At 68.4% G+C, this 25,914-nt stretch carries 32 protein-coding genes; 19 read left to right on the top strand and 13 right to left on the bottom strand.

The window, feature by feature from the left end; translation table 11 throughout:
* Positions 1-9: 9 nt before the first annotated feature.
* Positions 10-669, bottom strand: coding sequence for a TetR/AcrR family transcriptional regulator (locus tag QCD70_RS09295; RefSeq protein WP_301215395.1), 660 nt, complete (start codon positions 667-669; stop codon positions 10-12).
* A 118-nt stretch (positions 670-787) separates the two neighbouring features.
* Between QCD70_RS09295 and QCD70_RS09290 the strand changes: the two genes are divergently transcribed.
* Positions 788-2,293 (top strand): MFS transporter, encoded by a 1,506-nt coding sequence (locus tag QCD70_RS09290; protein ID WP_301215394.1) that lies wholly within the window; start codon positions 788-790, stop codon positions 2,291-2,293.
* 104 nt (positions 2,294-2,397) lie between these two features.
* Here QCD70_RS09290 and QCD70_RS09285 read toward each other — a convergent pair whose 3' ends face one another.
* Together QCD70_RS09285 and QCD70_RS09280 are read right to left on the bottom strand one after the other, a co-directional pair.
* Positions 2,398-3,102: an ABC transporter ATP-binding protein gene (locus tag QCD70_RS09285; RefSeq protein WP_301215392.1), complete on the bottom strand. Its 705-nt coding sequence runs from the start codon at positions 3,100-3,102 to the stop codon at positions 2,398-2,400.
* Positions 3,099-4,163 carry an ABC transporter permease gene (locus QCD70_RS09280; RefSeq protein WP_301215390.1) on the bottom strand — a complete coding sequence of 355 codons (1,065 nt, stop codon included), beginning with the start codon at positions 4,161-4,163 and terminating at the stop codon, positions 3,099-3,101. Before QCD70_RS09280 ends, QCD70_RS09285 begins: the two co-directional genes overlap by 4 nt.
* A gap of 163 nt (positions 4,164-4,326) precedes the next feature.
* On the opposite strand from QCD70_RS09280, the gene QCD70_RS09275 reads away from it, so the two are divergent.
* Entirely contained in the window at positions 4,327-5,514 is a 1,188-nt protein-coding gene (locus QCD70_RS09275) for a sensor histidine kinase (RefSeq protein ID WP_301215388.1), read from the top strand.
* Positions 5,511-6,137, top strand: coding sequence for a response regulator (locus tag QCD70_RS09270; RefSeq protein WP_301215386.1), 627 nt, complete (start codon positions 5,511-5,513; stop codon positions 6,135-6,137). Before QCD70_RS09275 ends, QCD70_RS09270 begins: the two co-directional genes overlap by 4 nt.
* Positions 6,138-6,239: 102 nt before the next feature.
* Here QCD70_RS09270 and QCD70_RS09265 read toward each other — a convergent pair whose 3' ends face one another.
* Entirely contained in the window at positions 6,240-6,725 is a 486-nt protein-coding gene (locus QCD70_RS09265) for a MarR family winged helix-turn-helix transcriptional regulator (RefSeq protein ID WP_301215384.1), read from the bottom strand.
* 86 nt (positions 6,726-6,811) lie between these two features.
* On the opposite strand from QCD70_RS09265, the gene QCD70_RS09260 reads away from it, so the two are divergent.
* Positions 6,812-7,603, top strand: a complete 792-nt coding sequence (locus QCD70_RS09260; RefSeq protein WP_301215382.1) for an SDR family NAD(P)-dependent oxidoreductase — start codon at positions 6,812-6,814, stop codon at positions 7,601-7,603.
* Positions 7,604-7,619: 16 nt separating this feature from the next.
* Here QCD70_RS09260 and QCD70_RS09255 read toward each other — a convergent pair whose 3' ends face one another.
* Both QCD70_RS09255 and QCD70_RS09250 read right to left on the bottom strand, forming a co-directional pair.
* Positions 7,620-7,988: a nuclear transport factor 2 family protein gene (locus QCD70_RS09255; RefSeq protein WP_301215380.1), complete on the bottom strand. Its 369-nt coding sequence runs from the start codon at positions 7,986-7,988 to the stop codon at positions 7,620-7,622.
* A 101-nt stretch (positions 7,989-8,089) separates the two neighbouring features.
* Entirely contained in the window at positions 8,090-8,449 is a 360-nt protein-coding gene (locus tag QCD70_RS09250; protein ID WP_301215377.1) for a DoxX family protein, read from the bottom strand.
* An 87-nt stretch (positions 8,450-8,536) separates the two neighbouring features.
* Here QCD70_RS09250 and QCD70_RS09245 point away from each other — a divergent pair, with 87 nt between their 5' ends.
* Positions 8,537-8,914, top strand: coding sequence for a winged helix-turn-helix transcriptional regulator (locus tag QCD70_RS09245; protein ID WP_441004934.1), 378 nt, complete (start codon positions 8,537-8,539; stop codon positions 8,912-8,914).
* A gap of 67 nt (positions 8,915-8,981) precedes the next feature.
* Here QCD70_RS09245 and QCD70_RS09240 read toward each other — a convergent pair whose 3' ends face one another.
* Positions 8,982-9,812 carry an alpha/beta fold hydrolase gene (locus QCD70_RS09240; protein WP_301215375.1) on the bottom strand — a complete coding sequence of 277 codons (831 nt, stop codon included), beginning with the start codon at positions 9,810-9,812 and terminating at the stop codon, positions 8,982-8,984.
* Between the two features lie 107 nt (positions 9,813-9,919).
* Between QCD70_RS09240 and QCD70_RS09235 the strand changes: the two genes are divergently transcribed.
* On the top strand, positions 9,920-10,498 hold the full coding sequence (locus tag QCD70_RS09235; RefSeq protein WP_301215373.1) for a TetR/AcrR family transcriptional regulator: 579 nt from the start codon (positions 9,920-9,922) through the stop codon (positions 10,496-10,498).
* Positions 10,499-10,512: 14 nt separating this feature from the next.
* Here QCD70_RS09235 and QCD70_RS09230 read toward each other — a convergent pair whose 3' ends face one another.
* Positions 10,513-11,187 carry a GntR family transcriptional regulator gene (locus QCD70_RS09230; RefSeq protein ID WP_301215371.1) on the bottom strand — a complete coding sequence of 225 codons (675 nt, stop codon included), beginning with the start codon at positions 11,185-11,187 and terminating at the stop codon, positions 10,513-10,515.
* On the bottom strand, positions 11,168-12,112 hold the full coding sequence (locus QCD70_RS09225; protein WP_301215370.1) for a DMT family transporter: 945 nt from the start codon (positions 12,110-12,112) through the stop codon (positions 11,168-11,170). Before QCD70_RS09225 ends, QCD70_RS09230 begins: the two co-directional genes overlap by 20 nt.
* Before the next feature lie 76 nt (positions 12,113-12,188).
* Here QCD70_RS09225 and QCD70_RS09220 point away from each other — a divergent pair, with 76 nt between their 5' ends.
* Genes QCD70_RS09220 through QCD70_RS09210 form a run of 3 tightly spaced genes read left to right on the top strand, consistent with a single transcriptional unit; the run spans position 12,189 to position 14,022 of the window.
* Positions 12,189-12,521 carry a PadR family transcriptional regulator gene (locus tag QCD70_RS09220; RefSeq protein ID WP_301215368.1) on the top strand — a complete coding sequence of 111 codons (333 nt, stop codon included), beginning with the start codon at positions 12,189-12,191 and terminating at the stop codon, positions 12,519-12,521.
* A complete protein-coding gene (locus QCD70_RS09215; RefSeq protein ID WP_301215366.1) occupies positions 12,518-13,165 on the top strand; it encodes an HAAS signaling domain-containing protein in 648 nt (215 codons plus the stop codon). The genes QCD70_RS09220 and QCD70_RS09215 overlap by 4 nt, the downstream gene beginning before the upstream one ends.
* Before the next feature lie 20 nt (positions 13,166-13,185).
* Positions 13,186-14,022, top strand: a complete 837-nt coding sequence (locus QCD70_RS09210; RefSeq protein WP_301215364.1) for a zinc-ribbon domain-containing protein — start codon at positions 13,186-13,188, stop codon at positions 14,020-14,022.
* Positions 14,023-14,056: 34 nt separating this feature from the next.
* On the opposite strand, the gene QCD70_RS09205 is transcribed toward QCD70_RS09210, so the two are convergent.
* Both QCD70_RS09205 and QCD70_RS09200 read right to left on the bottom strand, forming a co-directional pair.
* Entirely contained in the window at positions 14,057-14,248 is a 192-nt protein-coding gene (locus QCD70_RS09205; RefSeq protein WP_301215362.1) for a hypothetical protein, read from the bottom strand.
* A 40-nt stretch (positions 14,249-14,288) separates the two neighbouring features.
* Positions 14,289-14,939 (bottom strand): TetR/AcrR family transcriptional regulator, encoded by a 651-nt coding sequence (locus QCD70_RS09200; RefSeq protein ID WP_301215360.1) that lies wholly within the window; start codon positions 14,937-14,939, stop codon positions 14,289-14,291.
* A gap of 83 nt (positions 14,940-15,022) precedes the next feature.
* Here QCD70_RS09200 and QCD70_RS09195 point away from each other — a divergent pair, with 83 nt between their 5' ends.
* Positions 15,023-15,271: a DUF4287 domain-containing protein gene (locus QCD70_RS09195; protein WP_301215358.1), complete on the top strand. Its 249-nt coding sequence runs from the start codon at positions 15,023-15,025 to the stop codon at positions 15,269-15,271.
* Between the two features lie 191 nt (positions 15,272-15,462).
* Here QCD70_RS09195 and QCD70_RS09190 read toward each other — a convergent pair whose 3' ends face one another.
* Positions 15,463-15,876: a winged helix-turn-helix transcriptional regulator gene (locus QCD70_RS09190; RefSeq protein WP_301215356.1), complete on the bottom strand. Its 414-nt coding sequence runs from the start codon at positions 15,874-15,876 to the stop codon at positions 15,463-15,465.
* 86 nt (positions 15,877-15,962) lie between these two features.
* Here QCD70_RS09190 and QCD70_RS09185 point away from each other — a divergent pair, with 86 nt between their 5' ends.
* Positions 15,963-16,820 (top strand): NAD(P)H-binding protein, encoded by an 858-nt coding sequence (locus QCD70_RS09185; protein WP_301215354.1) that lies wholly within the window; start codon positions 15,963-15,965, stop codon positions 16,818-16,820.
* Positions 16,821-17,359: 539 nt separating this feature from the next.
* Here the strand turns inward: QCD70_RS09185 and QCD70_RS09180 are convergent.
* Positions 17,360-17,971: a LysE family translocator gene (locus QCD70_RS09180; protein ID WP_301215353.1), complete on the bottom strand. Its 612-nt coding sequence runs from the start codon at positions 17,969-17,971 to the stop codon at positions 17,360-17,362.
* Positions 17,972-18,195: 224 nt separating this feature from the next.
* Here QCD70_RS09180 and QCD70_RS09175 point away from each other — a divergent pair, with 224 nt between their 5' ends.
* The 8 genes from QCD70_RS09175 to QCD70_RS09140 are packed head-to-tail and all read left to right on the top strand — an operon-like array spanning position 18,196 to position 25,913.
* Complete coding sequence (locus QCD70_RS09175) at positions 18,196-19,101, top strand: ABC transporter ATP-binding protein (RefSeq protein ID WP_301215351.1); 906 nt, start codon at positions 18,196-18,198, stop codon at positions 19,099-19,101.
* Positions 19,098-19,973, top strand: coding sequence for an ABC transporter permease (locus QCD70_RS09170; RefSeq protein ID WP_301215349.1), 876 nt, complete (start codon positions 19,098-19,100; stop codon positions 19,971-19,973). The genes QCD70_RS09175 and QCD70_RS09170 overlap by 4 nt, the downstream gene beginning before the upstream one ends.
* Positions 19,970-20,911, top strand: coding sequence for an ACP S-malonyltransferase (locus QCD70_RS09165; RefSeq protein WP_301215347.1), 942 nt, complete (start codon positions 19,970-19,972; stop codon positions 20,909-20,911). Before QCD70_RS09170 ends, QCD70_RS09165 begins: the two co-directional genes overlap by 4 nt.
* Entirely contained in the window at positions 20,901-21,650 is a 750-nt protein-coding gene (locus tag QCD70_RS09160) for an SDR family oxidoreductase (protein WP_301215346.1), read from the top strand. Before QCD70_RS09165 ends, QCD70_RS09160 begins: the two co-directional genes overlap by 11 nt.
* 15 nt (positions 21,651-21,665) lie before the next feature.
* The gene (locus tag QCD70_RS09155; protein WP_301215344.1) at positions 21,666-21,956 is read left to right on the top strand and encodes a phosphopantetheine-binding protein; all 291 of its coding nucleotides are present in this window, start codon (positions 21,666-21,668) and stop codon (positions 21,954-21,956) included.
* Complete coding sequence (gene fabZ, locus QCD70_RS09150; protein ID WP_301215342.1) at positions 21,953-22,393, top strand: 3-hydroxyacyl-ACP dehydratase FabZ; 441 nt, start codon at positions 21,953-21,955, stop codon at positions 22,391-22,393. Before QCD70_RS09155 ends, fabZ begins: the two co-directional genes overlap by 4 nt.
* Before the next feature lie 2 nt (positions 22,394-22,395).
* Positions 22,396-24,618, top strand: coding sequence for a GNAT family N-acetyltransferase (locus QCD70_RS09145; protein WP_301215341.1), 2,223 nt, complete (start codon positions 22,396-22,398; stop codon positions 24,616-24,618).
* A complete protein-coding gene (locus tag QCD70_RS09140; RefSeq protein ID WP_301215340.1) occupies positions 24,615-25,913 on the top strand; it encodes a DUF6365 family protein in 1,299 nt (432 codons plus the stop codon). Before QCD70_RS09145 ends, QCD70_RS09140 begins: the two co-directional genes overlap by 4 nt.
* Position 25,914 lies beyond the last annotated feature (1 nt).

Below are 25,914 nucleotides of genomic sequence, written 5' to 3'. Positions count from 1 at the left end.
CGCGGGTACCTACTGCTCGGATCGGCCGAGCAGCACACCGAAAATCTGCCGCAGGGGTGCGGTCAGGTCGTCGCCGCTGGCAGAGGCCACGGGCTGCACGGCGGCCGAGGTTCGCAGCATCACCACACCGAGCGAGGTCGCGATCGCGAGCTGGGCGCGCAGCAGGATGGCCTCGCTCTCGCGATCGTCGGGTCTCCAGCCGGCCGCGGCGGCGAGCCGGCGGGTGAAGTGCTCGAGGGTCCTGCGGCGGATGAGATCGGCGTTCTCGTCTCCCGAGGAGCGCAGGAGGAGAAGGAGCTGCAGCGGGTCATCGCGGTCGGGCGCGTTGACGACGTGTTCGATGAGGCGCTCGATGACCTCGTCGATGCTCTTCGATGGCGTGGACGCCTGCGTCTCGAGCTCGTCGGAGGTGCGCAGCATGCAGGCCTCGAACAGCCCCTCCTTCGAGACGAAGTAGCGGTTGATCAGGGCTACGTTCACGCCCACGTCGGAGGCGATCCGCCTCACGGTCGTCGCGCGGTAGCCGTCTGTCGCGAAGCGGCGGCGGGCTGCGCGCACCAGGGCTCGCCGCGTTGCGGTGGCATCGCGACCGGAGCGGATCAGTTCGCCGTCCGCTCCCGGGGCGGCCTCGCCGAGGTCTGCTGTCGACGACTGTGTCTCGTTGCTCATGTATCAACTCCTCCGTCCACTGTAGCGGCGCCCCCGCCAGCAAGTAAACGATTGTTGACAGAGGTCATCGAGTGGTGAATACTCATCAAGTCAGCAAGTGCTTACATCGAGGAGAGTCATGTCCGTCACCACCCAGGGCCCGTCGACCGGGTCCGTCCGCGCTCAGTCGGGCGCGGCCGTCAAGACGCCCGGGTCCCGGTCCGTCGCGATCGTGCTGTTCCTGTCGCTGGGCGGGCTCTCGTTCGCCGTGCTGCAGTCGCTCGTCGCACCGGCGCTCGGCACCATCGGATCCGACCTCGGCGTCGCCACCTCGGATGCGAGCTGGGTTCTCACGGCCTATCTGCTCTCCGCCTCGGTGCTCACGCCCATCCTCGGTCGTCTCGGCGACATGGTCGGCAAGCGCAAGGTCATCATTGTCGTGCTGGCACTCCTTCTCGTCGGCACCGTACTTGCCGCCCTCGCCCCGAACCTCGGTGTGCTGATCGTGGCCCGCGTGCTGCAGGGCGCAGCCGGCGCTGTGATGCCGCTCTCGATCGGCATCGTGCGCGACGAGTTGCCGAGGGAGCGCGTCAGCGTGACGATCGGTCTGCTCTCGGCCATCTTCGGCATCGGCGCGGGCGTCGGCATCGTCGCCGCCGGCCCCATCGTCGAGGCGCTCTCGTGGCACTGGCTGTTCTGGCTGCCGGCCATCCTCGTGGCGATCGCCCTTCTCGGTGCGATCTTCGGCATCCCGGAGTCGACCCGGCGCACACCGGGCCGTCTCGACCTGGTGGGCACCGGCATCCTGTCTGTCGGTCTCGTCGCGCTGCTGCTCGCCATCGGCGAGGGCCAGAAGTGGGGCTGGGGCGACAGCAAGACCGTGGGCCTGCTCGTTCTCGGCGCCGTCGCGCTCGTGGTCTTCGTGTTCGTCGAGCTGCGGGTGAAGGAGCCGCTGATCGACATGCGCCTGTTCCAGCACCGCGGCGTCTGGACGGCTCACATCGTGGCGCTCGCGTTCGGCTTCGCGATGTTCGGCACCTTCATCCTCGTTCCGACCCTTCTGCAGCTGCCCAGCGCGCTCGGCTACGGCTTCGGCAAGTCGGTGAGCGAGTCGGGGCTCTACCTGCTGCCGACCGTCGTCGCGATGGTGCTGTCCGGCGTGGCGGCCGGCACCCTGATCCGCAAGATCGGGCCGAAGATCCCCATGATCATCGGAGGCGTCTCCGTGGCGGTCGCCTTCATCATCCCGGCGCTCGGCCACGCCGAGGAATGGCAGATCCTGGTCTCGGGCATCCTCACCGGAATCGGCATCGGCATGGCGCTCGCCGCCACGTCGAACGCCATCGTCGAGAGCGTCCCCGCCGCCCAGACGAGCGAGGCGATCAGCGCGAACACGGTCATCCGCACGATCGGAAGCAGCATCGGAACAGCGGTCATCGCCGCCCTGCTCTCGTCGAACGTGACCGCCCAGGGCGCGCCGACCGACGAGGCGTTCACGATCGGCTTCTGGGCCTCGGCCGGAGTCGGAGTGCTCGCGATCCTCGCAGCGCTCGTCGCCCCGTCGCTGCGTGCACGCCGCCGCGAGGCCGCCGCCGCCGGAGTCGACGACTTCGACGAGCTGGAGGTCGACGCCGACGCGAAGTAGGCCGCGTCGCGACGCAGGCTCATCGAGTTGCCCGAAATAGCCGCCTCCCTCTGCGGGGAGGCGGCCGTTTTCTGCAACTCGGCGCCGCGCGGCGACGGCAGGGACTACGCCGCCGCCACTCGACCGTCGACCATCGCGCCGTCGACCAGGCGCAGCGCCCCGTGCATCCGAGGCAGGTGCAGGAGATCGTGCGTCACGAGCAGGGTGCTGGTGTCTAGCTCGTCCGTGAGCCGCAGGATGAGCTCGATGATGCCGGCGCCCCTCTCCTGGTCGAGGGCGCTCGTCGGCTCGTCGACCAGCAGAACGGCCGGGTCGTTCATCAGCGAGCGGGCGATGTTCACCCTCTGCCGCTGCCCGCCTGACAGCTGATGGGGCCGTTTGTGGCGCTGGTCGGCCAGGCCGACGGCATCCAGAAGCATCGCTGCGCGATCGGATGCGACGGCGCGGCCCCGGCGGCCGGCCCGCGTACCCCGTGCGCCGAGTTCGTTCATGACGACGAGCTGCTCCAGGGCCGTGAGCGACGGGATCAGGTTGGACTGCTGGAAGACGATGCCGATCTTCTCGCGGCGCAGCTCGGTCGCCTCCGCGGCGCTCAGCCGGCCGGCATCGAGCCCGTCGATGAGAACCTCGCCCGAGTCGGGCCGGATGAGAGTGGCCGCCACGGCGAGCAGGCTCGACTTACCCGAGCCGCTGGGCCCCGTGATTCCGGTGACGGTGCCGGGATGCGCGACGAGTGAGACGTGGTCGATCGCGGTGATGCGGCTCTCGCCGTCGGGGAAGGTGAGGGTGACGTCGTTCAGGCGGATCATCGGGTGCTCCCTAGAGCGGTGAGTGGGTCGGAAGAGGTGATGGTGCGGAGCGCGAAGGCGGCTCCGGCGAGGCCGAGAACGATCATGATCGCCCCGGGCAACAGGGTGGTCAGGGGGCTCAGAAGAAAGGGGAGCGCGGAGCCGGCGAGCAGCCCGAGCGCGGTCACGATGCCGAGGCCGACCCCGATGCCCGCGACCAGAACGATGAGGGCCTGGCCCAGCGCATCCGTTCGAAGAGATCGCGTACTCGCCCCGAGCGCCTTGAGAACGGCGATGTCGCCCTGTCGCTGCATGGTCCAGACGGTGAAGAACGCGCCGATCACAAGACCTGAGATGCCGAAGAGCATCGCCACCATGAGCAGCAGCGAGCCGATCTCCGAGCGGAACGCGCTGAGCGCGGTGAGTGAGCCCACCACGCTTTCCGAGATCGACACGGTGGCCGTGTCGGCGGCGGCCCAGTCGGGCGTTCCGGATGCGGCGAGCACGGTCGCGTAGCTGTCGGGGCTGCCGGTGGCCGCCGCGTAGGCCTGCCAGTCTGTGAGGGTCATCCAGACGACCGGGGTGTGGCTGTACCAGGCGTCGCCGTCGACACTGTCGACGACGCAGTCGCTGCCTCCGATCGTCACGGAGCCGCCCACCTCGACCCCGAGGGCCTTCGCGGCCGGAGCTGCAAGGCTCACGTGCCCGCTCTGCGTGGGCGCGGCCCCGGTGAAGCCCGGCTGCACGCCGAACACGGCGATCGCTGCCCGAGTGCCGCCCGCCTCGGCGCGGGTCTGGCTGATACCGATCGGCAGCACCGAGGTGACGCCGGCCGTCGAGGCCCAGGCCGCGGCCTGCTGCTTCGTGATCGCCGAGTCGGAGTAGCTCGCGCTCTCGCCGGCGGTCGTCGAGAAGACGATGCGGTCGCCGGGGAGCTGGAGGATGGCCGAGATGTTCTGGGTGGCGAGCCCTCCGGTGAGGCCGCTGAGGAACCCGACGAGGATGGTGATGAGGGCCACGACCGAGCCGATGAGAATGAACCGGCCCCGGGCGAAGCGCAGGTCGCGAAGGGCGACGAACATGGAGTGTCCTTTCGTGCCACCGGTGCGGTGACCTCTCTCACTTTTCCGTGGGACCATCGCCGTGGCATCCGTCTGACGCACGGCCGCCCGCGACCGATCGACGGGCTGGGGAGTCGTCCTTTCGGACGATGCGGCCGCCGGGCCGACGCGTAGAGTTCGATTCATGGCCCACACCGCGCTCACCCCGGTCTTCGTGGGCCTGCGCACCGGTCTTCACGTTCTCTTCGCCGTGCTCGCGGGGCTGGTCGTCGTTCGCGCGATCGCGGCGCCGACCGATGCGAGCCCGGCGGTCGTCGCGCTGGCGATCCTGCTGATGGCCACCTACGCGGCCGGGGGATTCGTGGCCGGGATCGCGCGCGGTCGAGGCCGCCCGCCCGCATTGGTGTGGCTCGCAGCACTCATCGTCGAGTGGGTCGCCCTCCTATGGCTGACGCCCGAGGCCGCCTATCTCGTCTTCCCTCTGTTCTTCCTCTTCCTGCATCTACTCGGCCGGTGGTGGGGTTCCGGCGCGATCGTGATCGCGACCGTCGTCGCGATCTGCGCCCTGGGCGTCCATGGCGGATGGAGCGTCGGCGGGGTCGTCGGCCCGATCGTGGGCGCGGGCGTCGCCTTGCTCATCGGCCTCGGCTACCAGGCGCTCGCGCAGGAGGCGCAGCAGCGCGAGGCCCTGGTGCAGGAGCTCCTGGCAGCCCGCGGCCAGCTCGCCGCCACCGAGCACGAGTCCGGCGTGCTCGCCGAACGCGCCCGGCTCGCCCGCGAGATCCATGACACCCTCGCCCAGGGACTGTCGAGCATCCAGATGCTGCTGCACGCGGCCGAGAGGGCCGACCCCGAGCGGCCGGGCGTGGAGCACATCCGGCTCGCCCGCGAGACCGCGGCCGACAATCTTGCAGACGCCCGACGCTTCATCAGCGAACTGACGCCCCCGCAGCTCGACGACAACGGCCTCGGCGGGGCGCTTCGTCGACTCGCGTCGGGCCCGTGGCGAACGCAGGGACTGCAGGTGACCGTGCGCGTCTCCGATGCGGCCCCGCTGCCCATGCACCTGCAGACCGCGCTCCTGCGCATCGCCCAGGGCGCCGTCGCGAACATCATTCAGCACGCTCACGCCGCGGAGGCGACGATCACCCTCGAGGTGCAGGATCGTCGGCTGCGCTTCAGCATCGTCGACGACGGCACGGGCTTCGACCCGGGGCAGGTGCCGGATGCGCGGGGCGGCCGGTCCGACTCGTTCGGCCTGCAGGCGGCCCGGGAACGCGTCGGACAGCTCGGCGGAGAGCTGATCGTCGACTCCTCGCCTGGGAGCGGCACGACGCTCGCGGTCGAACTCGCGCTCGAGAACGTCTCGTGATCAGGCTCGTCGTCGCCGACGACCATCCCATCGTGCGTTCCGGCCTCATCGCGCTTTTCGGTCTCGAAGACGACATCGAGGTCGTGGCCGAGGCCGCGACTCCCGACGAGGCGGTGGCCGCGACCGTGCACGAGAATCCGGATGTCGTTCTGATGGACCTGCAGTTCGGGGCCCGGTCACGGGCCACGGGCGCCGACGCGACCCGCCGCATCCGGGCTCTCGATGCGGCGCCTTACGTGCTGGTGCTCACGAACTACGACTCCGACGCCGACATCCTGGGCGCCGTCGAGGCCGGCGCCAGCGGCTACCTGCTCAAGGACGCGCCGCCGCACGAGCTCATCGCGGCCGTGCGGGCGGCCGCTGCGGGTGAGAGCGCCCTCGCGCCGGTGATCGCGTCGCGCCTGCTCAGCCGCATGCGTGCGCCCCAGGCGAGCCTGAGCTCTCGCGAGATCGAGGTTCTCGAGCTGGTGGCCTCCGGCCGCTCCAATACCGAGGTCGCCGGCGACCTCTTCGTGAGCGAGACCACCGTCAAGTCGCATCTCGCCCACATCTTCACGAAGCTGGGCGTGAGCTCGCGCACCGCGGCCGTCTCCGAGGCCCGCACCCGAGGCATCCTGCGCTGAGTCCGCCGCCGCGGAGTTTTCGGGCGGAGATTCATGGGTTGCGCGCCCCTATGGGTGTCGGTGGCCCCGAATCTCCTCCCGTTCGAGCCTGGACGGCGGTGGCTACCGCGGCGCCCACCCGTCGTTCGCGCGGATCGCCTGCTGGATGCGACGGCTGATCGCACGCAGCTGGTTCTTCTGAGCGCTGGTGAGGGGGTCGAGCACCAGTTCTCTGACATTCTGCTCGTGCACGGGAGTGGCCTTCTCGAACACCTCGAGACCCTGCGCGGTGAGCAGCGCAAGAGTCGAGCGCCCGTCAGCGGGGTCACGCGTGCGCGAAATCCACCCGCGCCCTTCGAGTCGGGTCGCCGCTCGTGACAGCCGCGAGAGCGAACTGTTCGCGTAGCCCGCGAGCACGGTCATGCGAAGGGTCCGCTCGGGTGACGTGGCCAGGGCGTAGAGGATGCCGTACTCGAAGTGGGTGAGATCGAAGTCGCGCACGAGTCGGGCGTCGAGCGCGGGCGGCAGCCACTCGAGAACAGTTGCGAGCGCCGCCCAAGTGGCCAGGTCGTCGCCGGTGAGAGGTGATCCGTCGGACTCGTTGCTCATAGTCCAAGGCTACCCCTTTAGTTGCTCAGTCAAGTGAATTCGTTTACCTTTTACTTACCCAGTCAAGTAAAAAAGGACAAAACCCCATGGATCTGCAACTCGCCGACAAACGCGCCTTCATCAGCGGCTCGACTCAGGGCATCGGCTACGCGATCGCGAGGGCGCTGCTTCAGGAGGGCGTCGAGGTCGTGATCAACGGTCGGGATGACGCACGGGTGCAGGAGTCGGTGCAGCGCCTGCGCAGCGAGGTCTCCGGTGCCGTCGTCACGGGGATCGCCGCCGACTTCTCAGACGTCGCCGACGTGCAGCGACTGATCGAGTCGATCGGTCGTGTCGACATCCTGATCAATAACGTGGGCCTCTTCGACGTCACGCCCTTCGCCGACATCACGGATGCCGACTGGGCGCGCTACCTCGACGTCAACCTGATGAGCGGGGTGCGTCTGTCGCGGGCCCTGCTTCCGCACATGCTCGCACGGCGATGGGGTCGCATCCTGTTCATCTCGAGCGAATCGGGCGTGAGTGTGCCCGTCGACATGGTGCACTACGGCGTGACCAAGGCGGCCACGATCGCGCTGGGCAACGGCCTGGCCAAACTCACCCGCGGCACAGCCGTGACGGTGAATACGATCCTGGGAGGTCCGACCTACTCCGACGGCGTCGCGGCGACCGTCGACCGCATCGCACAGGCTCAGGGGGTGCCGACCGAGCAGCTGAAGTCGGCGATCATCGGCGCGAATCACACCTCTCTGCTCGAGCGCTTCATCGACGCCGACGAGATCGCCCACCTGGCCGCCTACCTGGCGAGCCCGCTCTCGTCGGCGACGAACGGAGCCGCCCTGCGCGCCGACGGCGGAGTGCTGACAACCCTGCTGTAGGCGGCGCGGTGCGCAGCTACTCGGGCTGAGCGACCTCGACGAGCAGGGTGCGCATCGTCCTGATGCGTCCATCGCGCACGGTCACGATGTCGAGGCCACGCACGACCGGGGAGCCCGCCGGGCCGAAGGCCCACGGCAGGGCGCCGGTGTCGGCAGACTCGTAATGGATGCCGTCGGTGACGAACTCGAAATCGGCGGGTGCCGTGGCGAGCAAGTCGCCCGCTTTCTCGTCGAGCGCATCGCGGCCGACGACGGTTCCCTCGGGATCGGTGAACTCCACATCGTCGGTGTAGGTCTCGTCGATCACTCGTCTCCGATCGGCGGCGTCGCGGTTATTGAAGACGCGGAACAGATTCGTGTCGAGCAGTTCGTGCACCGTGGCCATGGTCGAGTCCTCATCGTTCGTAGGGAGTGGCGGTGTGCTCCATTATTCGCCCGGTGGCCCGGGTCGGCCAGGTGCCTTGCCCTCCGACCTGGGTGCCCGCGTCACAACCAGACGGTCGAGAGCCACACCACGATCGCCGCGGCCACGGCCAGTGCGAGGTTCATCCAGATCGTGTCGTGTCGGCGGAGGTGGACCACCGCGGCCCCGACCTGCACGGCGAACAATCCGACGGCCGCGGCGAGGCTCAGCCACGGCAGGATGCCGACGAGCGGCGGCACGATGAGCCCGATCGCTCCCAGCACCTCGACGAGGCCGATGGTGCGAACCGCGCCGATGGGCATGTCGTCGACCCACTGCATCATCGGGCGCAGCCGGTCCTTCGACTGGATGAGCTTGATGCCCCCCGAGTACAGGTAGAACAGGGCCAGAAGGCCTCCGACGATCCAGTAGGCGATCAGCATGGCGATCCTCTTTCATAGTTACGCTTGGTAAGCATCGCCAGTATGGGCGCTCCGAAGGAGCCCTGCAAAAGGCACACACGTGTAACTGTGAAGAGGTCGAGGGTGTCGGACTACGAGAACGTCTGCCTGATCCGCGGCGATCAAGGGCGGGCCATCCGGTCTCTGCTCGACCGGATCGCCGACAAGTGGACCCTGCTGGTCATCGCGACCCTCGACGACCAGCGCCTGCGCTTCACGGAGCTGCAGCGTCGCATCCCGGGCGTCTCGCAGCGCATGCTGTCCCGCACGCTGATGCACCTCGGCAGAGACGGTCTGGTCACCCGAACGGCCTACGCCGAGGTGCCGCCCCGTGTCGAATACGAGCTCACACCGACCGCGAAGACCTTGCTGCCGCACGCCATAGCGCTCGCGGACTGGGCCGTCAACAACATCGTCGACGACGACGTTCCGGCTGCGTCAGGGTAGTTGTTCCCGTTGCGGACTATAGGTACCGGCGCACCGGTACGTGTAGTCCGCAAGAGGAACTACTGACTCACGCGCGGGGGAGCGCCTTGAGGAAGGCGAGGATCGCGTCGGAGGTGATCTTCGGCTGCTGGGCCTGGGGGTAGTGGCCGGCCTCCGGCACCATCACGACCTTCGCTGCCAGCGCTTCGCCGATGAAGGCGGCCTCGGCCGCGGGGTTCTTGAAGTCGGGATCCTTCTCGCCCATGATCACGAGCGTGGGTGCCGTCACCCCTCCGAGCTGCGCCTCGGCGGGGTCGTGGGTGGTCTGCCGGGTGGTGAGCGAGAAGGCCTTGCCGTACGCGCTGCGCTTGAGGCTGGATACGACGGCCGAGCGGTACTCGTCGAAGTCGTCGGGCTTGCGGCCGGAGTAGAGGGTGGGCATGTAGGCCTTCCAGACCGACGCGATCCAGAGCGGGTTCATCATGACGCGGAATGCCCCGGTGATGAGCGCGTTCGCGGGCGGATTGCGCACGAACGGACCCACGAGCACGAGTCCGTCGACCTGGGCAGGATGCTCGGCCGCGACGATCACGGCCGCTCCGGCTGCCAGGGAGTTGCCGACGATCACGGCCGGGCGGCCCAGCTCGGTGATCAGGGCCCGGATGTCGGCCGCCGTCTCGACGTCGCCGTACGACGTGAACGAGGTGTCGCTGTCGCCGTGGCCGCGGAGATCGGTCGTTGCGACCGTGTAGCCGGCGGCGACGAGCGACGGGGTGAGGTGGCGGTACGACGAGCGCAACTCGCCCATTCCGGGGACGAGAACAAGGAGCGGGCCGGTGCCCTGGATGTCGTAGGCCACGCGGCCCTCTGGGCGCGAGATGAACCGGGTGACGGGCGAAGACGATGAAGTGGAAGTCATGAAGCTACTGTGCATCCCCGGTTAGCTAATGTCAATAGCCTAAGTGAAAAAGCTATTGACATTAGCCGGGTGCCCGGGTCACCCTTGAGTCATGGAAAGACGAGCACGTGCCTAGGGCCGGCCTGACCCGGGACCGCGTCGCCGAAGAGGCGGCCGTGATGGCCGACGAGGTAGGGCTCGCGAAGCTCACGCTCGCCGCCCTCGCAGACAGGCTCGGGGTGCGACAGCCCTCCCTCTACAAGCACATCGACTCGATGGCCGGACTGCAGCGCGACATGGCCGTGCACGCGAAACGCGACCTGGGCGGGGTGCTGGCGCGCGCATCCGTGGGTCGTTCGGGAGCCGACGCGATCTCGTCGATGTCTCACGCCTATCGCGACTGGGCGCGCGCCCACCCGGCGCGGTACGAGGCATCCAATCTCATGCCGGCGCCGGGCGACGTCGAAGACGAGGCCGTGTCGATCGAGGCCGTGCAGCTCATCGCCGATGTACTCGCCGCCTACAACCTCGAGGGCGATGACGCCATCGACGCGATCCGGGCGTTCCGCGCGACGCTGCACGGGTTCGTCTCGCTCGAGACCAGTGGCTCGTTCGCCCTGGCCGCCGACGTCGACCGCAGCTTCGACCGCCTCGTGCGCGGATTCATCGCCGCCCTCGCCCAGTGGACCGGCGACACAGCGAGCTGACGAGGTCTCGTCGGTCAGTCGGCATCGGGCGATGACCTCGCGGCGCGGATGAGTGCGGTCGAGTGGTCGAGGTGGGCGCGGACCGCGTCGCCGCCTGATCCCATGACGTCGACGAGGTAGGCGCGGTGTTCGTGCGCGAGGGCGCCCGGCGGATAGTCGGGTCGCACGTGCGCGAGCAGCAGGAGGATCTCCGACTCGAGAAGCCGGTGGGCCTCGGCGATGCGCGGACTGCCTGCTGCGGCGACGATCGTGCGGTGAACGAGGGCGTGGGCGCGCGTGATCGCAGGCCAGTCGCCGGATGCCTCGGCCCGGGCGAGATCGTCGACGGCCGCGTGAATCGGCATGGTCACCTCGTCGGGCCACGACCTGCCGTGGATCTCCGTCGTGAGTCGCACGGCCTCGGTCTCGAGCGCCCCTCGGAGCTGCTGCAGCGCGATGAGCGATTCATCGTCGAGGACGGCGACGCGCGCGCCCCGATAGGCAGCGGCCTCGACGAGGCGCTCGGACGCGAGTGCCGCGAGTGCCGTGCGCACCGTGTGCCTCGAGACTCCGTGCCGCAGGGCAAGCTCCTCTTCGCGCAGCGGGGCTCCGGGCTCGACGTCTCCGTCGAGGATGCGGGCACGCAGGGCATCCGCCAGCTGCGCGGCCGTGGTGGGACTCACGTGGTCGTCACGACGTCGCGGTGTCACGCACGAATCCCTTCCGCCGAGTGGGGAGCGTCAGGATCGTCAGTCCCACCGCCATGATGATCAGCCCGACGATCGCGGGGGCGGAGAGGGTCTCGCGCAGAACGATCAGCCCCAGCAGCGTGGCGACGAGCGGTTCCGCCAGTGTCAGGGAGGCGACCGTCGTGGGGGCCAGGCGCTTGAGTCCCCAGCCGAAGAGAAGATAGGCGACCACGATCGTGACGACGCCGAGCCAGAGCACGAGCAGCACTCCCTCGGTCGTCGTGAGCCACGCCAGCGAGGTGCTCAGCAGCACCGGCACGCTGAAGACGGAGGCGACGCCGAAGACGGCGCCCATCGATGCCGACGTGCTCCATTCCCGGTCGAGCAGGAGCTTGCTCGCGATGGCGTACACCGCATACGAGGCCCCGGCGCCGAGCGACGCCAGGATGCCCACGGGAGCGATCTGCTGTCCGCTCCCGTTGCCCGCGACCCCCGACACGAGCACGACGCCGGCCAGGGCGACGGCCGTCGCGACCGCCCATCGTGATGTCGGTCGGCTGCGGCGGATGGCCGCATTCAGGATGCCCGTGAACACGGGGGCGGAGCCCAGGGCGACGACGGTTCCGATGGCGACCCCGTTGAGCCGGGTGCCGGCGAAGAATGTCGGCTGATAGGCCAGAACTCCGAGAGCCCCCACGACGATGACGACCCAGCTCGGCACGGCCCCGCTCGGCACGCCCCCGTCGCGGCGCGCACGATCCGAGCGCGGCCGGCGTCGCCGCCGGAGCAACGCGACGAGCGCGATCACGCCGAGAAGGCCGCCGCCCACGAGCACACGGGCCGCGCCGATCGAGAGCGCCGACCCGTCGACGTCTGCGAGCGCCTGGGCGGTGCCCGTCGTGGCGAAGCAGAGCGCCGCGAACAGCACGGCGAAGACAGCGGTCATGAGGAACATTGTTACACAATCCGCAGAAACGCTAGCGCCTTGCATCTATCATGCATAACAAGGTAACGTGCAAAGCATGACAGTGGATGTGGGTGCTCAACTGCGCAAGGGCGTGGTGGAGTTCTGCGTGCTCGGGCTGCTCTCGCGCGAGCCCATGTACGGCTGGCAGCTCTCCGAGCGCCTCGTGAAAGCGGGCATGATCGCCAGCATCGGCACGCTCTACCCCATGCTCTCGCGCCTGCGAAACCAGGGTCTCGTCACGGCCTACGACGAGGCATCCGCTTCAGGCCCCGTGCGCAAGTACTACCGGCTCACCGCCGAGGGCGACGCGCAGCTCGAGACCTTCCGGCTTCAATGGGGCCCCTTCGCCGCCACCGTGCACGACCTCGTCGGAAAGGACGACTCATGACCGAACCTTCTTCGAACACCGTGACCGCCTACCTCGCCCGGCTCGACTCGGCCCTGGTCGGAGTCGAACCGAGCGTGCGCGCAGAGATCGTGTCGGGAATCCGCGAAGAACTCGCCGGGCTCGATGCAGCCGACGCCGCGGCGCGCATCGCCGATCTGGGCGATCCCGCCCTCATCGCGGCCGAGGCCCGCGCCGGAACGGCGGCACCCGTCGCCGAACCGGCACCCGTCGCCGAACCGGCACCCGTCGCCGAGCCGGCGCCCGGCCGAACCCTCTCGATCGTGGCGGTGCTCGTGCTCATCGTCGGCAGCTTCATCGTGCCGGTTCTGGGGCCGCTCGTCGGTCTCGTCTGGGTCTCGCTGTCGGCAGCATGGTCGCGCCGCGAGAAGCTGGTGATGTGGCTGATTCCCGTCGTGTCGGTGGTGGTCGTTCTGGCCGTCGTCGCCATCGTCGAGGCCACCGATCCGGATGCCGCATCGCCCACGCTGCCCGTCGGGTTCGCGGGCGTCTCGCACCTGGCCATCCTCATCCCGTTCGTCATCCTTCCGATCGAGGGCATCGCGCTGCTGATCCGTGCGCACAGGCGCGGCTGGCGGCCCGAGGCGCTCGGCGCGAATCGGGGCGGTGTCGGGGGTCCCGCTTAGATTCTTCAGCGGGAGGTGCGGTGCCGGAGAACGTACAGGCCTGGTGGTCGCGACGCCAGTGGTCGAAGGGGGCCGAGGTGCCCTACGCCGTGGGCTCCTATCGCGACGACTGGCAGCGCTATCCCGTGCTCGCCCGCCAGTTCCACCCCGACCTCAACGCCGGCATCGTGCTCACCCAGATACCGCCCGCCGCCGACGTCTACCTCACCTGGCAGTGCGACTCCGGGCACGTCTTCGTGGCCACGCCAGACGAGCAGCGCACCCGCCCGGGCCGCACCCGACGCCGATCGTCGTGGTGCCCCGACTGCTCCGCGCTCGCCGCGCCCCGTCGCATCCGCACCGCAGACACGCCGCCGCGGGCGGCCTCGAAACCGGATGCGCGACGCGTCGCGAGCGCGCGGGCACCGCACAGCGGCCGTGCGCCGGGCGAGGCGTTCGTCAGCGACCGCGCACCGCGGCCGAGCTCGGCCGCCGAGGGCGCGCTGCGTCAGAAGCTGGCGCGCAGGCTGGCGCTCGACATGACCCCCAACGCCGTGGCGGTCTCGCGACCGTTCTTCGACCGGGCGGAGGTGTGGCCCGACATCGTCATTCCCGAGCTGAAGGTGGCGATCGAGTACGACACCATCGGCAAGTTCGGCCTCGAGCACGTGGGCACCCGTGAGGCCGTCGACCGCCGTAAAGACAGGCTGCTGCGCGAGGTGGGGTGGCAGGTCATCCGCATCCGCTGCGGCGCCCTGCAACCGCTCGGCCCGCACGACGTGGCGGCATCCGGGGTCAACGCGGCGCTGATCGAGCGCGTGCTCGACGAGCTGCGGGTCATTCGCGGGGCGTTGTTCGTCGAGGCGTACCTGGCCTGAGCCGGTGCGCCGCGCGGCGTCACCCCGGAACGGGTTATTTGAGTTCGCCGCGGCGGGAGTAGATGAGCGTCACGAAGCCGTAGCCGAACAGGCCGCCGCCGACCCACGTCAGAACGTGCAGCGCCGAAGGACCGCCGTTGAGATCGAGGACGAGGCCGATCGCCCCCATCACGATGCCGATGATGACCATGGTGACGCCGATGGAGCGCCGAGTCGCGGTGTTCATGACGACGAGCATAGTGACGTGTCGAGCGGGCGTCACGCACTCATTCTGCGGCGGGGGTGGGCTCGGGCAGTTGCTCGGCGAGGGTGAGCAGCTGTCGGCTCGTCCAGTCCGACCACTGCTCTGGCGACCAGCCCCGAGAGCGGGTGAAGTGCAGGTAGGCGTCGGCTCCGGTGACGTAGCTGAGCACGTCGGCGGCGGCGTCGGCACTCGATTCGGGGATGCGGCCGCGGCCTGCGAACCAGTGCGCCGCGATGGTCATGTCTCTGTGGCGACGCTGTTCGAGCTCGTCGTACGCCGCTCGCACGGCAGTATCCGCGTCGGCGGCCGCGGACATCGCCTTCACGATGCCCGCGGAGCGCTGATGCGCGGCCCCGAGGAAGTCGACGTAGCGCCGAACTGCCGTCTCGAAATCGGGCTCGCCCATGATCGCCGCCATGGACGGCCGGTCGGCGAGGGAGTGGGTTCCCTCGTCTCCGGCGAACGCCACCTCGAAAGCGGCGATCAGCAGGGAGTGCTTGCCGCCCTGCTGTTGCACGGTCGGAAGGGACACCTGTGCCTCGTCGGCGATCGCCCGGAGCGACGTGGCGGCATAGCCGTCGCGCACGAACAGCTTCTCGCCGGCCGCGATGATCGCCGCTCGAGTGGAGGCGGCATCCGCTTCTCGTCGGGGTGAGCGGTATGCGCGGGCCATGGCAACGACGCTACCGGTGATGGCGAGGGGTGTATGCAGGCTTTCTGCGTGCGCGATTCGGCCCGGCCCAATATCGTGTCTCCATGAGCCCAGACCGCGTTCTCGCCCCGAAGCAGCCCACCGACGGCTCCAAGCTGAAGGGGCCGGCGTCGTATTTTCCAAGCATCGAGAAGACCTATGGCAAGCCGATCCAGGAATGGCTCGACCTCGTGAGCGCACAGCTCGTCGACAACACGCACATGCAGGTGGTGTCGACGCTGAAGGCGGATCATGGCCTGGGGCATGGTCACGCGAACGCGATCGTCGCCTACGTGAAGGCGGCCCAGAAGTAGCGACGGCCGACCGTACCCGGCCGATGGCCCATTGAGGTGCGGGAAAGTGTCGTCTGACCGGCACGCGAGGCGGCCCTATCCCGCACCTCAGCGCTCCGCGGACCGCCTTGACTCAGTCTTGACGGGGAACGGATTGTCCACCCCGCGACCGTTCGTTGGTCAGTTTCGCGGGCTGCTCGGGTGAGCCGCACTCAGTCGTACTTGGTCGGTTTCCGCTGTCGGATGTCGTGCTCGCGCTGGTGTCGAGCGACCGCCGCGCTGCTGGCTTGAACCCAGGTTGCCAAGGCGATTGCGGGGAGTGCTGCTTCGTGGCCAAGGAGGGTGAGCTCGTAGTCGACGCGTGGCGGAATGGTCGGGTAAGGGGTGCGGGTCACAAGCCCTGAGCGTTCCAGCTCCCTGAGCGCTTTTGCGAGCATCTTCTCACTGCACCCTTCGACGAGGGTATGGAGCTCGCCGAATCTCTTCCGCCCCGAGCTGAGGCCCATAATTACGAGCATCCCCCACCGACCAGTCACCTGGTCCAGGAGGGCGCGCGCTTCGCCGGCTCGGTCGAAGATGGCCCACTCTGCCGAGTCGTTCGGCGGGGGATGTGATTCGGCGACCATGGATCGATCCTACTGGGACCGCTTTCCACGAGTTGCTTAATTTCATCTCAGACTGTTACTTTCATTGGGAAAGTGACGAGGTGGACATGATTGGAATCACTGGCGCAAGCGGCAAACTGGGTTCTCGGGTACTCGCGTCTGTTCGAGACTGCCTAGGCGCAGACAACGTGATCGGTTTAGCGCGCATCCCGTCCAATCTCCCAGGGAGTGGTCGGTGGGCTGACTTTGATCAACCCGATTCCCTTGAGGTGGCCTTTGCGGGAGTCGAGACGTTGCTGTTCGTGGCATCGAACGCTCCAGACCCGGCCCGAATGGTGCAGCACGCCGCGGTGGTCGCCGCTGCCACCGCGGCTCGGGTGGGCCGGGTGGTGTACACATCCCTGGTCGATTGCGATCGGCGGGCCACGCCTGTCGATAAAATGCATTCCGCAACGGAGGATCTGATCCGTCGGAGCGGCATGTCGTGGACGTTTCTTCGTAACGGTGAGTACACCGAGAACTGGATCAATTTCGTGTCCGTGTCCGAGTACGCGACGACCGGTCTGGTGCGGGCCAATGTCGGCGGTGCGCGTTTGGTCTCGGCGACGAGGGACGATCTTGCTGAAGCCACCGCCACGGTGATGCTCGGAAAGGGGCACGCGGGCAAGACGTACGACCTCACTGGTGACCGGTTGTGGGGGTTCGCTGAGCTCGCGGCGGCCGTTGAACGAGCAACCTCGAGGCCTGTGATGTACCGGAATGTTTCCAACGATGAGCAACGCCGACTCTTCCAACGGCGAGGCCTGCCGGCACATGTCGTCGACCTGATGATGGACGTGCACAGGGAGATCCGAGTGGGCGGATTCGCCCGACCTGCCACCGACCTGACCCAGCTGCTCGGCCGTGAACCCCAATCCATGGAGGATGCCGTCGCGGCCGCAGTTGGACATGGGGAGTCACCGTGACTGAAGCGTGGCGGCGTCAAGACGTTCGAGTGAACCGCTGAGCTGGCGGTCGGTCACGCCGCCGGGTGCGGCTCTGAGGTGATCTGCACCGACTGGAATGGGCGAAGGAGCAGAGGTTGCGCGAGGAATCGGTCCTCGTCTGCAAATGTCACGGGCTCGGATTGCCAACTCACGCCCACGTAGTCGGCGAGCCCCTCCTCGTTAGACCACGTGCTGACATAGTGGACCGGCGCCAGTCGTCTCGATCCACCAGGACCTCGTGGCGAATCAGGCCCGGATAGCGCTGTGGGAATGTGGCGATCAGGCTGAACAAGAGCGTGGTGAAATCCTTCTCCATTCCTGGACGAACGTAAGCCTCTGAGACGCAAAGGTCGTCTCCGTTCCACAGTGGCTTGGGATCGCAACGGCCCTTCCGGGGTGCGCGCTATTCGGCCTGTCGGGGAGTTAGCGTCCACAGTTGGACCGGAATGCAGACCCGAACCCGCTTGTACCCTCAGACCTGCTTCAGCGTGATGACAAACGTGTATCGCATCGGGCGGCTATCGGGTTTCGAGGGCGAGGCGGCCGGCGAGCAGGACGTAGGTCGCGGCGAACGTGCGGCGCAGCCATGCCATGACTTTCGGGCGGGTGATGACCTGGTTACGCATCGTCGCGGCGAACACTCCGTAGAGAGCGAACACGACGAACGTCAGCGCCATGAAAACCATGCTCAGCCCGATCAGGTGCCAGCTGCCGTTCGCCTCGCCCGCGGGGACGAACTGGGGCAGGAATGCGAAGAAGAAGATCGTCAGCTTCGGGTTGAGGAGGTTGATCAAAATCGCGGTGCGGATCACCGACCAGAACGATGCCGGCGCGGTGTTGGCGTCGACGTCGATCAGTGACTTGTCGCGGAAGGTCTTCCACGCCAGGTACAGCAGGTAGGCGACGCCGAGCCACTTGATGGTCTGGAACGCGATCGCGGAAGCGTTCAGGATCGCGGCGAGCCCGGTGATCGCGGCGACCATGTGCGGGATCACGCCGAGGGTACAGCCGAACGCGGCCACGATCCCGGCCTTCGTTCCGCGCGAGAGTCCAGCGGCGATCGAGAACACCGCTCCCGTGCCGGGGGTAGCGACCACCACGAGGGTGGTCAGCAGGAATGCAATGCTCATCGAAAGTCCTTACCAGAGTCGTTGCTTCCGAACAGTACCGCGTCCGCGTAGTCCCAGTGGCAGGTGGACTCGGCACCGGCCGGCGTTTTGTGGGCCTGGAGAAACTTAATCCACAAAATGAGGCTTAAACGCATTAGGTCTGTTAGCCTCATGAGGTCGTCGGGGGACGAGGGCTCGCACCGGTCATTCCGGGCGCCCTCATCAACCCTGAGGAGCTGTCCAGAGTGATTCGTGTCGCCCACCTCACCAAGAGGTTCGGTCCTGTCACGGCCGTGAACGACCTGTCGTTCGATGTGCCCGCCGCGAGTGTCTTCGCCTTTCTCGGCACGAACGGCGCGGGCAAGAGCACGACCATCTCCTGCCTGACCACCGTCACGACGGCCGACTCCGGGCGCATCGAGATCGACGGCCTGCAGGTCGGTCGAGACGACGACGCGATCCGGAGAAGGATCGGCGTGGTCTTCCAGTCGTCGCTGCTCGATCCGAGCCTCACGGTCAGAGAGAACCTGCGCGACCGTGCGTCGTTCTACGGGTTGAGCGCGACCGACTGCGCCACGCGCATCCGGCAGCTCGCCGAGCAGATCGACCTCACCGACTTTCTCGACCGCCCCTACGGCCCGCTCTCGGGCGGACAGAAGAGGCGGGCCGACATCGCCCGGGCGCTCATGCACGATCCGGTGCTGCTGTTCCTCGACGAGCCGACGGCCGGCCTCGACCCGCAGAGTCGCGAACAGGTGTGGCACACCATCCACTCGCTGCGACAGACGAAGGGGCTCACCGTCTTTCTCACCACGCACTACATGGAGGAGACCGAGGAGGCCGACCTGGTGTCGATCATCCACGCGGGATCGCTCGTCGTGCAGGGCACGCCCTCTCAGCTTCGAGCGGCGCACAGTTCGAGCGTGCTCTCGGTCACGTCGAGCGACATCGAGGCGGTGATGCGCGCCTGCGCCGACGCCTCGCTCGCCTGCACCGTGTCGGGCGATGGCGGCCGCATCGCGGTGCCCGACTCGGCCTCGGCCCTCGACTTCGTGAACCGCCATCGATCGATCGTCGACGATTTCGAGTTCCGGCACGGCACCATGGACGACGTCTTCCTCTCGGTCACGGCGACGGGAGGCCGAGCATGAGCGCCTGGATCCTGGCCCGCCGCAACCTGCGCATCTTCTTCCGCGACAGGGCTGGCGTCTTCTTCTCCCTGCTCTCGGCCCTCATCCTGATCGCCCTGTACGCCCTGTTCCTCGGAGGCCTCCAGGTCGACAACCTCGCCGAGCGCTTCGCGAACGCGTCGACGGGCGAGATCCAGGCCTTCGTCGACGCCTGGGTTTTCGCCGGAATCACGATGATCACGACGCTGACGACCGGCTTGGCCGCCCTCAGCGTGTTCGTCGAGGACTCGGCGAGCGGGCGCTTCAAAGACTTCCTGGTGTCGCCGATGCGGCGTTGGAGCATCATCGTCGGCTACATGATCTCGAGCTTCGTCGTCGCCGTGGTCATGACCGCGGTGGTCGTGGTCGTCTCGCAGCTCTACACGCTCCTGCGGGGCGATGAGCCCATGACCCCGCAGAGCCTGCTGCTCACGGCCGCCTATGTGGTCGTGGCGGCCGCGGCGTTCTCCGCCGTGTCGGGCTTCGTGGTCACGTTCCTCACGTCGAACAGCGCGTTCGCCGCTCTCAGCACCATCGTCGGCACGGTCATCGGATTCCTCGCGGGGGCGTACATTCCGGCGGGAACACTGCCCGTCGCCGTGGTGAACGTCATGAACGCCCTCCCCTTCGCCCAGGCGGCGATGCTGCTTCGGCAGCCTTTCACCCACGAGGCCGCCCAGGCCTTGACGAACGGCAACGCCACAGCCGAGGCGACGCTGAATACGTTCTACGGCATCGCGATCTCGGTGGGCGACCTCGAGGTGTCGAACGGGTTCGCGCTCGCAGAACTCGCGGTGCTCTTCGTCGTGTTCGCCGTGCTCTCAGCTCTCCGGCTCGCGAAGCGCATCCGATGACCGCCGCAGACGCAACGCGCACGAGCAGCATCGGGCTCTTCCCGGGCCAGGGCAGCCAGTTCGTCGGAATGGGAGCCGGCCTGGCCGGGCGTTTCGCCGAGGCCGCCGCGGTCTTCGACGAGGCATCCGACGCGATCGACACCGACCTGAGGGCCCTGTGCTGGCAGTCGTCGGCCACCGAGCTCGCGGCGACCGAGAACGCGCAGCTCGCGATCGTCGTCTGCTCTGTCGCGGCCTGGCGGGTGTGGGCTGCGGGTCGGCATGGCACCGAGCCCGCGGCGGTGGCCGGACACAGCGTGGGTGCTCTGCCTGCCGCGATGGCCAGCGGCCACCTCACCCTGCGCGACGGCATCCGATTGGTGCGCACCCGCGCGCAGCTCATGGGCGGCGTTCCGCGAACGGGGTCGATGCTCGCGGTGTCGGTCACGTCCGACACGATGCTTCAGGATGTTCTGGCGAACGCCGACCGGCTCTCTCTCGACGTCGCGGCTCGCAACGGGGCGAGGCAGGTCGTACTCAGCGGCTCGATCGGCGGCATCGAGGCGGCCAAGGCGTACTTCGGCGCCCGCTCGCGAACGCTCGACGTGAGCAACGGCTTCCATTCGCGCGTGATGGACCCGGTCGTCGACGCGTGGAGCCGTGCCGTGGCAGACACCGCGTTCGCAGACGGCGACGGCCCGGCGTACGTCGCCTCGACGACCGGCCGAATGGCGTCGAGCACCGCCGACGTGACGCGTGACCTCATCACGGGCCTCCGGCGCACGGTGCGGTGGGACCTGGTGATCGGCGACGCGACCCGCAACCGGTGGATCACGTTCGGTCCCGGTGGTGCGCTCGCGAGATTCGGCCGAGGCCTGATCCGGGCCGACGACATCACGAACGTCGACGACTCGTTCGTGGCCGACTCCTCTGTCGATCGGCGGGCTCATGCGCGCTGAGGTGCACGACACGGGGATCGCCCTCGTCTTCGGAGGCTCACGGGGCATCGGGCGCGCGGCCGCCGAGCGGCTAGCGGAGTGCGGGATGGCCGTCGTGATCGCCTACCGATCCGACGAGACGGCCGCGCTCGACGCGGTCACGAGCATCCGACAGGCCGGAGGCCGAGCCGAGGCCCTGTGTGCCGATGTCTGCGACGAGGCCGCCGTTCGCGGCGCCTTCCGGGCGGTCGCCGCCATGGAAGGCGTGCTGCGCACGGTGGTCTTCAGCGCGGGGATCACCTCGGACGGCCTGCTCGCGACGATGTCGGCCGAGAGCTGGAGCCGCGTGATCGACACCAACCTGACGGGCGCTTTCCATGTGAGCCGGCAGTCGGTGAAGGCCATGCGCAAGACCGGGGGATCGATCGTTCTCGTGAGCTCGACCTCAGGCATCAGCGGCCAGCCGGGTCAGGGCAACTACAGCGCGAGCAAGGGCGGAATCAACTCACTCACCCAGTCGCTGGCCAAGGAGGTCGCCGGCCTCGGCATCCGGGTCAACGCGGTCGCGCCCGGCTTCACCGACACCGACATGCTTCGGCGAATGGACGCGAAGGCACGAGCGGAGTACGCCGCCCTCATTCCGCTCGGACGCGTGGCCGACCCTCGGGAGGTCGCGTTCGCCATCGAGTTCCTCGCCGGCCCCCGGTCGTCGTACACAACAGGACAAATACTCGCGGTCGATGGTGGCATCACCGCCTGACATGAAGGAATCCGAATGAGCACATTCACTGAGATCCACGCCGTCGCCGAGCAGCGCTCGGCCCTCAACGCCCGCCTGCGGTCGCTGCTCGTGGAGGGGCTGGAGCTTCCGATCGACGCACAGATGATCGAAGACGACCAGCCGCTCTTCGGTCGCGGCCTCGAGCTGGACTCGCTCGACACCCTCGAGATCGTGAGCCTGGTCGAGGAGGAGTTCGAGGTCTACATCACCGACGACGACAAGTCGGTCTTCGGCTCGATCAACAAGGTCGCCGACTACATCGTCGCGAACCGACCGCGCCCGTGAGCACGGTGCTGACCGCGGCGCAGATCCTGCGCAGGCTGCCGCACCGGCATCCGTTCGTGATGCTCGACGCCGTCACCGAGCTCGTGCCGTCGCACTCCGGCGCGGCGCTCAAGAACATCTCGATCTCCGATCCGGTGTTCGCGGGGCACTTTCCGGGTGAGCCGATATATCCGGGCGTGCTGCTGATCGAAGCGGCGGGCCACCTCTGCGGACTGGTCATGGCCGACCTCGACGAGCCCGCCGCCCCGGCGATCGGCTACCTCGCATCCGTCAAGCGGTTTCGCTTCGTGACGCTCGTGCGCCCGGGAGACCAGGTGCGCATCCGGGCGACGGCCGGCACCCGGTTCGGCGGAATGACCGACTTCTCGGTGGCCCTCACCGTGAACGGCGCAGACGTCGCCTCGGGGTCGCTCGTGATCGCGCTGCCGAACTCGTAGCCATGTCCGCCCAGATTCGGGATTACAACCCGTCGACCGATGCCGACGCCGTCTCCGAGTTCTACAACCGCAACCACTACGGGCCGGCGCGAGACGCGGGCGTGCTCACGGGGCGACAGCTCAACCTCGTTCTGGCCGAGCGAGGCGTGCACATCTTCCTCATCGCAGAGGACCGAGGGCGCGTCGTCGGCACGATCGGCTACCTGCGTGTGTCGGGCCGCAGGGTCACTCGCGACGACGAGCTGTTCGCGGGCATGTTCGTGATCGACCCCGGGTACCGCGCTGGCTTTCTCGCCGGACGCCTCTTCACCACCTCCTTCGGCCGCCTCCTCGAAGACGGCATCGCCACCCTGCGGGTCGAGGTGAATCCGGCGAACGTGAAGGCGCTTCCCCTCTACGTGCGCGTCGGCTTCCGATCCGCCGAGGAGCACCCGCAGCCCGATCAGGACGGCTACATCGAGCTCGTCAGCCACATGCCGGGGGCGGTCTCGCGGCTGCTGCGCGAGCTGGCGGCCGATGTGCCCCTCACCGACGTGTTCTCCACGTTCTCGTGGCGAACAATGGCGGGCGGTCGAAACCGCTCGATCGGTCACGGCATCACCGTGCACGACGGCGAGGTTCTCGTCGAGTACGACTTCACCGTTCGAGGCGACGCCATCCGCGTGCGGGTGCGCATGGAGGACGGCGCGCCCGTCGACACGACCATCAACGGCGTCGTCATCCCGTTCTCCTCGGTCCCTGAGCCTGTCGAAGGGCCTGCCGAGGGCCCTGTCCAAGGCCCGCCCCTCGGCATGCGCGCGGCGGCGACAGCACGTCATGCCCGCCGAGAAGTCTCGGTGGGCGATTATTCGGTCGAGGTGGATGCCGACGGCACGGTGAGCGTTCGGCATCCGTCGTACGCCGGTGCGGTCTATCGGGATGCGCTCGCCTCGGTCGAGGGCCGACCCTCGGCCTGGAGGCGCCCGGCGTCTCAGGCGCCGCTCATCACCGAGCACCGGGGCGGATGGCTGCTCGCCTGGCAGGTCGATGAGGTGCGCCTGCAGAAGGAGATCTCGATCGCGGACCGCACGGTCACGACCGTGGTGCGCGGCCTCCCGGGCCGAACGCTCGCGGCCGAACCCTGGAGCTCGATTCGCGGGGCGACGGTTCGCACCTTCGTGGACGAGTCGCCGCAATACCGGGCGCCGAACGTGCCCGGTCTGTGGCCCCGCGATCTCGTAGATTTCGAGGCCGCCATCGACGCCGAGCCTCGTGCGGGTCGGCGGCGCATCCTGATCGACGAGCCGGTGTCGGGCCTGGGCCTCGGCTTCGAGTGGCACGACGCGGAGTTCGTGCGCGTCGAGGGGCAGCCGCTCGGCCGGGCCACGTCGTCGAGCTCTCTGCTGCGCTACTCCCTCACGCTCGGCGTCGCGTCGCCGCACGAAGGCGATGGCGTCTACCGACACCCCGACGGCGTCGATCGCGTGGCAGCAGTCACGAGCCGGCCGGCAGTCTTCGCTCGCGATGTCGCCGGCGCGGCCTGGGCCGCCGAGACCAGGGGCCGGTTCGAGGCGATCGTCGCCCGCTCCTCGAATTCGTCGAACGCGTCGAAAACCTTGAGCGAGCTCGTCGTCGTCGCCGATCGGGGAGTCGTGTGCTGGACTGCCTTCGGGCACGACGTTCTCACGTCTCCGTTCCCCACCTCTCGCACACTCGGTCCCATCGACGACTGGGCCGCAGGGTTGTGGGTGAGCACCCAGAGCGCGCGCGAAGATCTCGAGCGCGGCGTGGGCTGGGGCGGGTCGCCGCGGGTCGGCTACAGCGCCACCCCTCCGGATCGCGGACCCTCGTGGTCGATCGACGTGCTCGACGACGCGGTCGCCGCGATTCGACTGACACTGCGGAGCGGCGCATCGCCGACCGACCCCGAGGTCGTCGGGCACCTCACACCGAAGGTCTGGGGGTCGACGGTGTTCATCCCCGCGCATCCGACGGGGTGGTGGGCACTCGACCGCTCGGAGCGCCGGTGGTCCTGCTTCGCCCGCGCCGCACGCATCCCCCTCGCCGAGGATCGTGTGCTCGTCGTCACCGCGGGCGGGGGCGACGACGAGCTGCTGATCCGCTCGAGCGCCGATACGTTCCTGGTGTCGCTGATCAGCCGCGCCCAGTCCGCACATGCTGAGTCCGTCGACGCCGCGGGTGGCTCGTGGCAGCTCTCGGTCGAGACGTCGGAGGCCGCCCGATGAGCCGCCCCGCCGAGATCGTGTTCGTGTGCCCAGGTCGCTACAGCGTGGGCGAGCTCTACAACGCCATCGTCATGAGCCGCAGTCTGGAGGCCGCCGGAATGACGACGAGGTTCATCGTCACCGAGCAGCTCGCCGACTACGCGACGGCGAGCGGGGCCGACGTGATCGTCCGATCCATGCGCCGCACCCGCGGGGCCGAAGTCATCGACACGATCGAGCAGCTGAGTCCGGATCTCGCCATGCTCGCCGATTACCACTTGCCGTTCCTGGAACCGGGCGCAGCCGGCATCCAGAATCTCGTCTCGCCCGTCGTGCCCACCGTCATGCTCGACTCCCTCGGCTTCGGACTGTCGGGCGCCGAGGTGACGAACACACTGGCCGCGCTGCCGGGCGCGGAGACCCTGCGCCGGTGGTTCACGCCGATGACGAGCATCCCGCGCGCCGAGAATCCGCAGGCGCTGCTGCATCCCGTTCCGGTCGCGACACCGGATGCGCCGGGCTCGTTCTCGCTGTACGGCTCGGTTCCCGAGGTCGGCGTCGACCGGCGTGCGACTCGCGAGCGCTACGGCGTCGCGCCGGGGCGGGCCCTGGTGGTCGTCGCCCAGTCCGCCTGGGCCGCGACCGGATTCACCCAACTGGGCCGCACGCGGGGGCGCCAGCTGGGCAGGTCGTACGACGACCTTCGAATCGACTGGATCCTGCACTGCCTCAGCCTGGCGGGCGTCGACCTCACGGTCGTGGGGGTGCGCCGCGATTCCGCAGCGCGCGATCGCTACCCGAACGTCTCGCTGGTGCACACCCCGTTTCTCGGGCTCGACGACTTCTCCGACCTGCTGGGGGCGGCCGACCTCTACATCACCGACAACATCCTGTCTGCGGCGATGGCCCGGGCGGCCGTCATGGGCACGCCCTGCCTGGCGCTCGTGCACTTACTCGACGGGGTCGCGGAGCCCGCCGACGGGTTCGAGGCGAACTGGCACGCCGAGATGCGCGCCCTGTTCCCCGGCTACGACTTCCCGTATCTGGTGAACCCGTTCGGCTGGATCTCGGAGGTCGGGGCGATGATGGCCGGCAACCCGTATCTGCAGTCGGTGCCGCGCGTCGACGTGTTCGACCCCCGGGCCGTCTCGCGGGCCGTGCGCAGGCAGCTGTCGACCTCGGCAGACACGAGACCGACGCATGTCCTCCGCGATCCCGGAGCCGCGAGGGCGAGCCCGGTCGACGTCGTGCGGCGGGCGCTCGCTCGGCCCTCCGACCTCCTCCACACCTTTCGCATCACTGACCCACACCACTGAC

Origin of the sequence: Agreia sp. PsM10, assembly GCF_030433855.1 — a bacterium.
Classification (GTDB): Bacteria; Actinomycetota; Actinomycetes; order Actinomycetales; family Microbacteriaceae; genus Agreia.
The sequence above is the reverse complement of the archived record's forward strand: the minus strand, read 5'-3'. Positions and strand labels throughout refer to the sequence as shown.

Bases quoted from the DNA above. Each gene is read 5' to 3' on its own strand.
- QCD70_RS09295 (WP_301215395.1), bottom strand. From the start codon at position 669: ATGAGCAACGAGACACAGTCGTCGACAGCAGACCTCGGCGAGGCCGCC.
- QCD70_RS09290 (WP_301215394.1), top strand. From the start codon at position 788: ATGTCCGTCACCACCCAGGGCCCGTCGACCGGGTCCGTCCGCGCTCAG.
- QCD70_RS09285 (WP_301215392.1), bottom strand. From the start codon at position 3,102: ATGATCCGCCTGAACGACGTCACCCTCACCTTCCCCGACGGCGAGAGC.
- QCD70_RS09280 (WP_301215390.1), bottom strand. From the start codon at position 4,163: ATGTTCGTCGCCCTTCGCGACCTGCGCTTCGCCCGGGGCCGGTTCATT.
- QCD70_RS09275 (WP_301215388.1), top strand. From the start codon at position 4,327: ATGGCCCACACCGCGCTCACCCCGGTCTTCGTGGGCCTGCGCACCGGT.
- QCD70_RS09265 (WP_301215384.1), bottom strand. From the start codon at position 6,725: ATGAGCAACGAGTCCGACGGATCACCTCTCACCGGCGACGACCTGGCC.
- QCD70_RS09260 (WP_301215382.1), top strand. From the start codon at position 6,812: ATGGATCTGCAACTCGCCGACAAACGCGCCTTCATCAGCGGCTCGACT.
- QCD70_RS09255 (WP_301215380.1), bottom strand. From the start codon at position 7,988: ATGGCCACGGTGCACGAACTGCTCGACACGAATCTGTTCCGCGTCTTC.
- QCD70_RS09250 (WP_301215377.1), bottom strand. From the start codon at position 8,449: ATGCTGATCGCCTACTGGATCGTCGGAGGCCTTCTGGCCCTGTTCTAC.
- QCD70_RS09240 (WP_301215375.1), bottom strand. From the start codon at position 9,812: ATGACTTCCACTTCATCGTCTTCGCCCGTCACCCGGTTCATCTCGCGC.
- QCD70_RS09225 (WP_301215370.1), bottom strand. From the start codon at position 12,112: ATGACCGCTGTCTTCGCCGTGCTGTTCGCGGCGCTCTGCTTCGCCACG.
- QCD70_RS09220 (WP_301215368.1), top strand. From the start codon at position 12,189: ATGACAGTGGATGTGGGTGCTCAACTGCGCAAGGGCGTGGTGGAGTTC.
- QCD70_RS09215 (WP_301215366.1), top strand. From the start codon at position 12,518: ATGACCGAACCTTCTTCGAACACCGTGACCGCCTACCTCGCCCGGCTC.
- QCD70_RS09205 (WP_301215362.1), bottom strand. From the start codon at position 14,248: ATGAACACCGCGACTCGGCGCTCCATCGGCGTCACCATGGTCATCATC.
- QCD70_RS09200 (WP_301215360.1), bottom strand. From the start codon at position 14,939: ATGGCCCGCGCATACCGCTCACCCCGACGAGAAGCGGATGCCGCCTCC.
- QCD70_RS09195 (WP_301215358.1), top strand. From the start codon at position 15,023: ATGAGCCCAGACCGCGTTCTCGCCCCGAAGCAGCCCACCGACGGCTCC.
- QCD70_RS09190 (WP_301215356.1), bottom strand. From the start codon at position 15,876: ATGGTCGCCGAATCACATCCCCCGCCGAACGACTCGGCAGAGTGGGCC.
- QCD70_RS09185 (WP_301215354.1), top strand. From the start codon at position 15,963: ATGATTGGAATCACTGGCGCAAGCGGCAAACTGGGTTCTCGGGTACTC.
- QCD70_RS09180 (WP_301215353.1), bottom strand. From the start codon at position 17,971: ATGAGCATTGCATTCCTGCTGACCACCCTCGTGGTGGTCGCTACCCCC.
- QCD70_RS09170 (WP_301215349.1), top strand. From the start codon at position 19,098: ATGAGCGCCTGGATCCTGGCCCGCCGCAACCTGCGCATCTTCTTCCGC.
- QCD70_RS09165 (WP_301215347.1), top strand. From the start codon at position 19,970: ATGACCGCCGCAGACGCAACGCGCACGAGCAGCATCGGGCTCTTCCCG.
- QCD70_RS09160 (WP_301215346.1), top strand. From the start codon at position 20,901: ATGCGCGCTGAGGTGCACGACACGGGGATCGCCCTCGTCTTCGGAGGC.
- QCD70_RS09155 (WP_301215344.1), top strand. From the start codon at position 21,666: ATGAGCACATTCACTGAGATCCACGCCGTCGCCGAGCAGCGCTCGGCC.
- QCD70_RS09145 (WP_301215341.1), top strand. From the start codon at position 22,396: ATGTCCGCCCAGATTCGGGATTACAACCCGTCGACCGATGCCGACGCC.
- QCD70_RS09140 (WP_301215340.1), top strand. From the start codon at position 24,615: ATGAGCCGCCCCGCCGAGATCGTGTTCGTGTGCCCAGGTCGCTACAGC.